Source organism: Thermodesulfobacteriota bacterium, from assembly GCA_036482575.1.
GTDB lineage: Bacteria > Desulfobacterota > GWC2-55-46 > GWC2-55-46 > JAUVFY01 > JAZGJJ01.
On record JAZGJJ010000100.1, the window covers coordinates 1 to 6983 of the forward strand.

Genomic DNA, 6983 nt, shown 5'->3' on the forward strand with positions numbered 1-6983 from the left:
CGAGCTCACGGTACTGCGCGAGGTCGAGCCTCTATGTACCGGCCACCTGCTTCATGGCCTTGACCTGCGCGGCCCCTCCGACCCTGGAGACCGAGAGGCCGACGTTTACCGCCGGCCTTATACCCGAGTGGAAGAGGTCGGTCTCGAGGTATATCTGGCCGTCGGTTATGGAGATGACGTTCGTGGGTATGTAGGCGGAGACGTCTCCGGCCTGCGTTTCTATAATCGGAAGGGCGGTCAAGGAACCACCGCCGACATCGTCTTTCAGCTTAGCTGCCCTCTCAAGCAGGCGAGAGTGGAGATAGAAAACGTCTCCGGGGAAGGCCTCACGTCCCGGGGGCCGCCGGAGGAGCAGCGAAAGCTGGCGGTAGGCCACCGCGTGTTTCGATAGGTCGTCGTATACCACGAGCGCGTGCTTGCCGTTGTCGCGGAAGTACTCCCCTATGGTGCATCCCGTATAGGGGGATATGAACTGGAGCGGCGCCGACGTGCTGGCGGTGGCGGCGACGACTATCGTATATTCCATGGCGCCGAACTGCCTGAGCTTCTCGACTATCTGGGCCACGGTCGACTGCTTCTGCCCTATGGCCACGTATATGCACGCGACATCGAGGCCCTTCTGGTTTATGATGGTATCGATGGCGACGGCGGTCTTTCCGGTCTGGCGGTCGCCGATTATAAGCTCCCTCTGCCCCCTGCCGATGGGTATCATGCTGTCTATGGCCTTGATCCCCGTCTGCAAGGGCTCTGAGACGGGCTGCCTCAAGACTATGCCGGGGGCCTTTATCTCCACCCTCCTGGACTCCCTGGTCTCCATCGGGCCTTTATCGTCTATGGGTTGACCGAGCGCGTCCACGACCCTTCCGAGCAGCGCCTCGCCCACCTGGACCTCCACTATCCGCCCGGTCCTCTTTACCGTGTCGCCTTCCTTTATCTCGAAGTCGTGGCCGAATATCGCCACGCCGACGTTATCCTCTTCGAGGTTCAGGACCATCCCGGTTATACCTCCCGGAAAATCGACGAGCTCTCCGGCCATCGCCTTCTCGAGCCCGTATATCCTTGCTATCCCGTCGCCCACGGATATGACCGTGCCGACCTCCTCGACGTTGACTTCCTTCTCGAAACCCTTTATCCGTCCCTTGATGAGTTCCGTTATCTCTCCGGCCTTGATCATTTAAGCCACTCCTTCCAGCATTTTTTGCTTTACGCGTTCGAGCTGCGTCCTCAAACTCCCGTCCATTATAGTATTGCCCACCCTTACGACAAGCCCGCCTATGAGGGTCGGGTTCTTCTCGCAGGTGAGTATGACCTCTTTTTTCGTCTCCGCCTTGAGCCGTTCGGCTACGGCGCTGCGCGCGGCCTTATCCATCTCGAAAGGCGACTCGACCGTTACCCTGAGCCTTCCGGTAAGCTCGTCCTCCATCCTCGCGTACGCCTTCGATATCTCCTCGATGAGCTTTACCTTGCGCCCCTCGACCAGTATGGCCAGGAACCTCTTGACCTCCCCGGAGACCTTTATGCGATCGGCAACCTCACCGGCCATATCGACCCTCTCTTCGAGCTTGTACATGGGGTTCAGGAGTACACGGTAGAGTACGGGGCTCTCACTAAAGACAGCGACGAGCTCCTTGAGCTCGTCGCCGAACTTCTCGTCTGCCTTCCCTTCGGTCCCGACCTCTATAAGGGCCCGGGCGTATCTCCTGGCGACGGCGGTTTTACTCATCAGTTAAGTTTTAACCTCTCCAGATAGTCTTTCATGAGTTTCTTCTGGTCTTCGGGGTTTATCTCCTTCGAGAGTATTTCCCCGGCCATCTCCACCGAGAGCCGGGCGAGCTCTTTCTGGAGCGACAACTTCGCCTTCTTCACCTCCTGCTCGGCGGTGAGCTTCGCCTGCTCCTTCAACTTAGCGGCGGCCTCCGCGGCCTCCTTCAATATCTTCTCCCTCTCGGCCTCGCCCCCGAGCTTCAATCCGGCATGTATCTCTTCCACCTTTTTATCCAGGAGGCCGAGCTTCTCTTCATACTCCTTTTGCTTCGCCTCGGCCTCGGCCTTGGCCCGCTCCGCATCTTCTATGGCCGTCCTTATATCCTCGGTCCTCTGCTCGAGGAAACCCTTTATCCACTTCCTCCATACAAGGTAGAGCCCGACAAGGAGGACGCAGAAGTTAATAAACTTCCAGGGTATCGCGCTGCCTTCTTCGTGCCCCCCACCCCCACCGTTGGCGGCCAGGACCAGGGAGGGCAGAAAAGCCAAAACAAGCGCAATGCCCGCTATAACCTTCCTGTCGATTATCTTCTCCGCCACGCTCTTTGAGATGCCCCTGGCGTCTTTCTTGAGCTGCGTGAGCGCCGAGGCGCCGTCCTTTTCGATCCTGGTCCTCACCTTGCCGACCTCGGCGTTCGCCTCGACTCTCGCGGCCTCCATAACGGCCTTTTCCTTACTTAACGCCTCCTGCCTCACCGCCGCCCTCGCCTCCTGCCCCCGGACCACCGCCTCCTTAAGGCGCCTCTCGTAGTCCCGAACCCCTTCGGCGACCTTGCTCTCCGTGTCCTCGGCGTCCTTCAAGGCCCCCTCGGTCCGCTTCTTCCTCTCCTCGATCACCGATATAACGGGCTGGAAGAGGATGCGGTTCAGCACGAAAAGCAGGGCAAAGTAAGCCACTATCTGAAAGATTAGTGTGTGGTCGAGATCCATCATAGCCGGGTTCCTTTAACAGGTCGTCTTGGTATGCGAAATAAAGAAGGATTAGTACCACATGGGCCTACGAATTGTCAAGGACAATCCCTGAATCTGATGGTAAATGCCATTTCACGCACGCCCCTTGCCGCACACCTTGACAGCCGCATTAAGCGGGCTATACTTCAGACTATGGGTTTCCCGCCGGGAAAAACGGGAGAAATAACGAAAAAAACGCGAAAAACACCACGATAGGGGACTCAATGCTTACGTTAAGTATGGTCAAGGCGGACGTCGGGGGGATGGTGGGACACACGAGCGTCCACCCCGACCTCTTCGATACCGCCAGAGAGAGGCTTGGCCGCGCAAAGAAACAGGGCGCCTTAACGGACTTCCACCTCTTGAGGTGCGGGGACGACATGGGAATCCTGCTGGCCCACAGAGAGGGGGAAGAAAGCGGGGAAATTCACGAGCTTGCGTGGAACACGCTCGTAGCCTGCGGCCGGGTCGCTAAGGGGCTGAAGCTCCACGACGCCGGAGAGGACCTCATCGGGGAGGAGTTCCACGGCAGCCTTACGGGCATGGGGCCGGCGGTGGCGGAGATCGAGTTCACGGAGAGGAAGAGCGAGCCGGTCATCGTATACATGACGGACAAGGCCGCCTCCGGGGCGTGGAACCTCCCGTTTTTCAAGGTGTTCGCCGACCCGTTCAACAGCTCGGGCCTTGTGGACGACCCGGTCATGATAAGCGGTTTTTCCTTCAGGGTCACCGACGTTAGAGATGACAGCCACATTATGCTTTCCTGCCCCGAAGAGCTCCACTACCTCCTGTCGCTCATAGGCTTCACCTCAAGGTACGCGATAACGGCGACACACAGGAACTCGGACATGGAGCAGGCCTCGGCGGCGTCGGCCCGTATACCCATAAAGAGACACGCGGGCGGGGGGGGCGGGGACGATCCGGTCGCGCTCGTAAGGTGCGAGAACGGCTTCCCATCCGTGGGCGAGGTGCTGGAGCCCTTCGCCTTCCCCCACCTTGTCGAGGGGTGGCTCGGGGGCTCGCATACCGGCCCGCTTATGCCCGTCCCCTTCTACGAGGCCAACCCCACGAGGTCCGGCGGCCCCCCGAGGGTTATCGCCGCCGGGTTCCAGCTCTCCAACGGCCGCCTCCTGGGCCCGCACGACATGTTCGACGACCCTGGCTTCGACGGCGCCCGAAGGCTTTCGGGCAGGGTCGGCGACTACATGCGCGGCCACGGCCCGTTCCAGCCCCACCGCATGCCCGAGGAGCGGATGGAGTACGGCACCCTGCCCTCGGTCGTCGAGAGGCTCAAAGGCCGGTTCGAGAGAGAGAAAAAGAAGGGAAAAGGGAAAGTACATAAGTTCAAGGGGCTTTATCAGTGAGCATATCCCTAAAGCCCCTGAAACCCCTGAAACCAATGATCCGTGAACTCCCCGTAAGACCCCCCCCCATACCTACCCCCCCTTGCCATCGCACCAAAGGCTGGTATACTTATATATAGAGACGGAATAACGCAGGGGCGGATCAAGAACCGCTTCATAAGGAGGCACGCATGACAAAAGGCAACGGAAAACACCTAAGGAGCAGCACGAAGAAGTCGATAGACACGGAAAAGGATCCGTACCTTCTCAAAGAGGCCCCCAAAGACATGGCGGCCTGCAATAAGTGCGGGGCCGTATACCACAACAAAAGATGGAGCCTGCCCGATAAGGTCACCGAAGCGAAACCTTCCGTAAAGGTCCTCTGCCCGGCCTGCCAGAAGATAAAGGACGGCTTTGCCGGAGGCTTCGTCTCCATACGCGGGGAGTTCGCCAGGGAGCACGCCGAAGAGATAGTGAACCTCATAAGGAACAAGGAAGAACGCGCCATGTACCACAACCCGCTCGACCGGATAATCGACATAAAGAGAAAGAAGGGAGAGATGGAGGTGACGACCACCACGGAAAAGCTCGCCCAGAGGATCGGGCAGGTGCTCCACAAGAGCTTTAGCGGCAAGGTCGAGTACAAGTGGGGTTCGGACGTGAAGATGGCGCGCGTGGTGTGGACAAGATAGATGCGGGAGGCCGAACTCTGGAAGGGAATCGGGAACAAAAAGGTAGAGTGCCGCCTCTGCTGCCACCGTTGCAAGATAAACGACGGCAAGAGGGGTATCTGCGGGGTAAGGGAAAACAGGGGCGGCAAGCTCTGGAGCCTGAACTACGGCCTCCTCATAGCGCGGAACATCGACCCCATAGAGAAAAAACCCTTCTTCCACTTCCAGCCGGGCTCCACCTCCTACTCGATCGCCACCGCGGGGTGCAACTTCCGGTGCCTCCACTGCCAGAACTACGAAATATCCCAGATGCCCCGGGAGGGGGGAAAAGTAGTTACGGGCATGGCGGCCACCCCCGAAGAGGTCGTAAGCGACGCGGAGAGCGGGGGAAGCGCCGGCATATCCTACACCTACACCGAGCCGACGATATTCTTCGAGTTCGCCCGTGACTGCGCCCGGCTGGCGAAAGAAAGAGGACTTAAGAATAACTTCGTCACCAACGGCTTCATGACGAGCGAGTGCCTGGGTGAAATGCGGGGGCTCCTGGACGCCGCCAACGTGGACGTAAAATCCTTTAGCGACGATTTCTACAAGAAGGTATGTGGGGCCCGGCTCGCCCCGGTGCTCGAAACCGTCGAGCGCATGAAGGCCGTGGGCATATGGGTCGAGGTAACGACCCTTATAATCCCGACCTTGAACGACACCGACGACGAGCTCCGGAAAGTCGCAAAATGGCTTTACCAAACCGACCCGTCCATCCCCTGGCACATAAGTGCTTTCTACCCGACCTACAAGCTGACCGACCTGCCGCGCACCCCGGTCTCCACCATAAACCGCGCCCGGGAGATAGGGCTCGCCGAGGGACTCAAGTACGTATACAGCGGCAACGTCCCCGGAGACCCCGGCGAGTCCACCTACTGCTACTTCTGCAAGGAGCTCTTGATCGAACGGGTCGGCTTTACGGTGAGGAAGAACCTGATTAAAGACTCCAAATGTCCGCACTGTAGCGTTGAAATTGACGGCGTTGAGATGTAAGCGCCCGGCGGCTTTTATCCTTTTATCATTGACAGAGGGAAACCCCCCTGATACATATTTACCTCTATGCTGACGCTTTCTATGTTCCTCCATATTGTCGCGGCGCTCTTCTGGGTCGGGGGGATGCTCTTCCTGACGCTCGTGGTCGCACCCTTCCTCATGAAGATGGAGGACCCCAAGGCCCGCTCCGCCGTATACCAGGAGGTGGGCAGCCGGTTCCGGTTCTGGGGCTGGGTGGCCATAACGATGCTGCTCGTTACCGGCCCCATAAACCTCTACTACATGGGCGTGCCGCCGTCGAAACTCATGGACCCCGCGCTCTACTCCACGGGCTACGGCAAGGCGCTCATGGCGAAGCTCGCGTTCGTTACCATCATAGTGATTTCGAGCCTGCTGCACGACTTCTGGCTCGGCCCCGGCGCGAGGAACTCGCGCACGTATTCGACCATAGCCAAGGTTATGGGACGGTCGAACCTCGTGACGGCCCTTATAATAATAGTCCTCGCCGTGGTCCTCCGGAACGGCGGCTTCTAAGGGATAGGTGGTGCCAAATGGAGCTACAGGTCGACGGGACGACTATATCGCTCGTACGCGGCGACATAACCCTTGAGGATACCGACGCCATCGTGAACGCCGCGAACTCGCGCCTTGCCGGAGGAGGCGGGGTGGACGGCGCCATACACGCCGCCGGCGGGCCGGAGATAATGGCCGAGTGCCGGAAGATCGGAGGATGCCCTACCGGAAGGGCGGTCATAACCGGCGGCGGGAAACTCCGGACGCGCCACGTCATACACGCCGTCGGGCCGGTCTGGAGGGGCGGGACAAACGATGAGGACGGACTTTTACACGGGGCCTACAAAACAAGCCTGAGGCTCGCCGTGGAAAACGGCCTTAAGAGTATCGCCTTCCCGTCGATAAGCACAGGTGCCTACGGCTATCCCATAGAAGACGCCTCTGAAGTCGCCCTTAAGGCCGTCATGGAATTCATCAAGGAAAACAAAGGGCTAAAGCTTGTGCGGTTCGTCCTCTTCTCCGAGGGGGACCTTACCGTCTATACGGAGACGCTAAGGAAGCTCACCGCCTGACCGTCCACCCTCTCCTCTCCCCCACTCCACCCCCCCCTACCCCTTGACAGAGACGAATTCCGGTATAGACTTAAAGGAGATACGGCTCTTTTTTAACCGGAAGCAGCCGAAAAGGGGGTGACTTCAATGGCAAT

At 58.9% G+C, this 6983-nt stretch carries 7 protein-coding genes and 1 pseudogene; 5 read left to right on the top strand and 3 right to left on the bottom strand.

The genetic code is table 11. The features are described 5' to 3' along the window. Positions 1-34: 34 nt before the first annotated feature. The 3 genes and pseudogenes from atpA to V3W31_04385 form a co-directional block, all read right to left on the bottom strand. Positions 35-1174: pseudogene (gene atpA / locus V3W31_04375) on the bottom strand (F0F1 ATP synthase subunit alpha). After that, entirely contained in the window at positions 1175-1723 is a 549-nt protein-coding gene (gene atpH / locus V3W31_04380; protein MEE9614176.1) for an ATP synthase F1 subunit delta, read from the bottom strand. It lies immediately after the preceding pseudogene. After that, positions 1723-2697 carry an ATP synthase F0 subunit B gene (locus V3W31_04385; GenBank protein MEE9614177.1) on the bottom strand — a complete coding sequence of 325 codons (975 nt, stop codon included), beginning with the start codon at positions 2695-2697 and terminating at the stop codon, positions 1723-1725. The genes atpH and V3W31_04385 overlap by 1 nt, the downstream gene beginning before the upstream one ends. 242 nt (positions 2698-2939) lie before the next feature. On the opposite strand from V3W31_04385, the gene V3W31_04390 reads away from it, so the two are divergent. From V3W31_04390 to V3W31_04410, 5 genes are all read left to right on the top strand, one after another. Beyond that, positions 2940-4079, top strand: coding sequence for a fructose 1,6-bisphosphatase (locus V3W31_04390; protein ID MEE9614178.1), 1140 nt, complete (start codon positions 2940-2942; stop codon positions 4077-4079). Between the two features lie 170 nt (positions 4080-4249). Beyond that, entirely contained in the window at positions 4250-4750 is a 501-nt protein-coding gene (locus tag V3W31_04395) for a BCAM0308 family protein (protein MEE9614179.1), read from the top strand. Then, positions 4751-5764 (top strand): AmmeMemoRadiSam system radical SAM enzyme, encoded by a 1014-nt coding sequence (gene amrS, locus V3W31_04400; protein MEE9614180.1) that lies wholly within the window; start codon positions 4751-4753, stop codon positions 5762-5764. A gap of 66 nt (positions 5765-5830) precedes the next feature. After that, positions 5831-6298 carry a DUF4149 domain-containing protein gene (locus tag V3W31_04405; GenBank protein ID MEE9614181.1) on the top strand — a complete coding sequence of 156 codons (468 nt, stop codon included), beginning with the start codon at positions 5831-5833 and terminating at the stop codon, positions 6296-6298. A 17-nt stretch (positions 6299-6315) separates the two neighbouring features. Beyond that, the gene (locus V3W31_04410) at positions 6316-6849 is read left to right on the top strand and encodes an O-acetyl-ADP-ribose deacetylase (GenBank protein MEE9614182.1); all 534 of its coding nucleotides are present in this window, start codon (positions 6316-6318) and stop codon (positions 6847-6849) included. Positions 6850-6983: the final 134 nt, after the last annotated feature.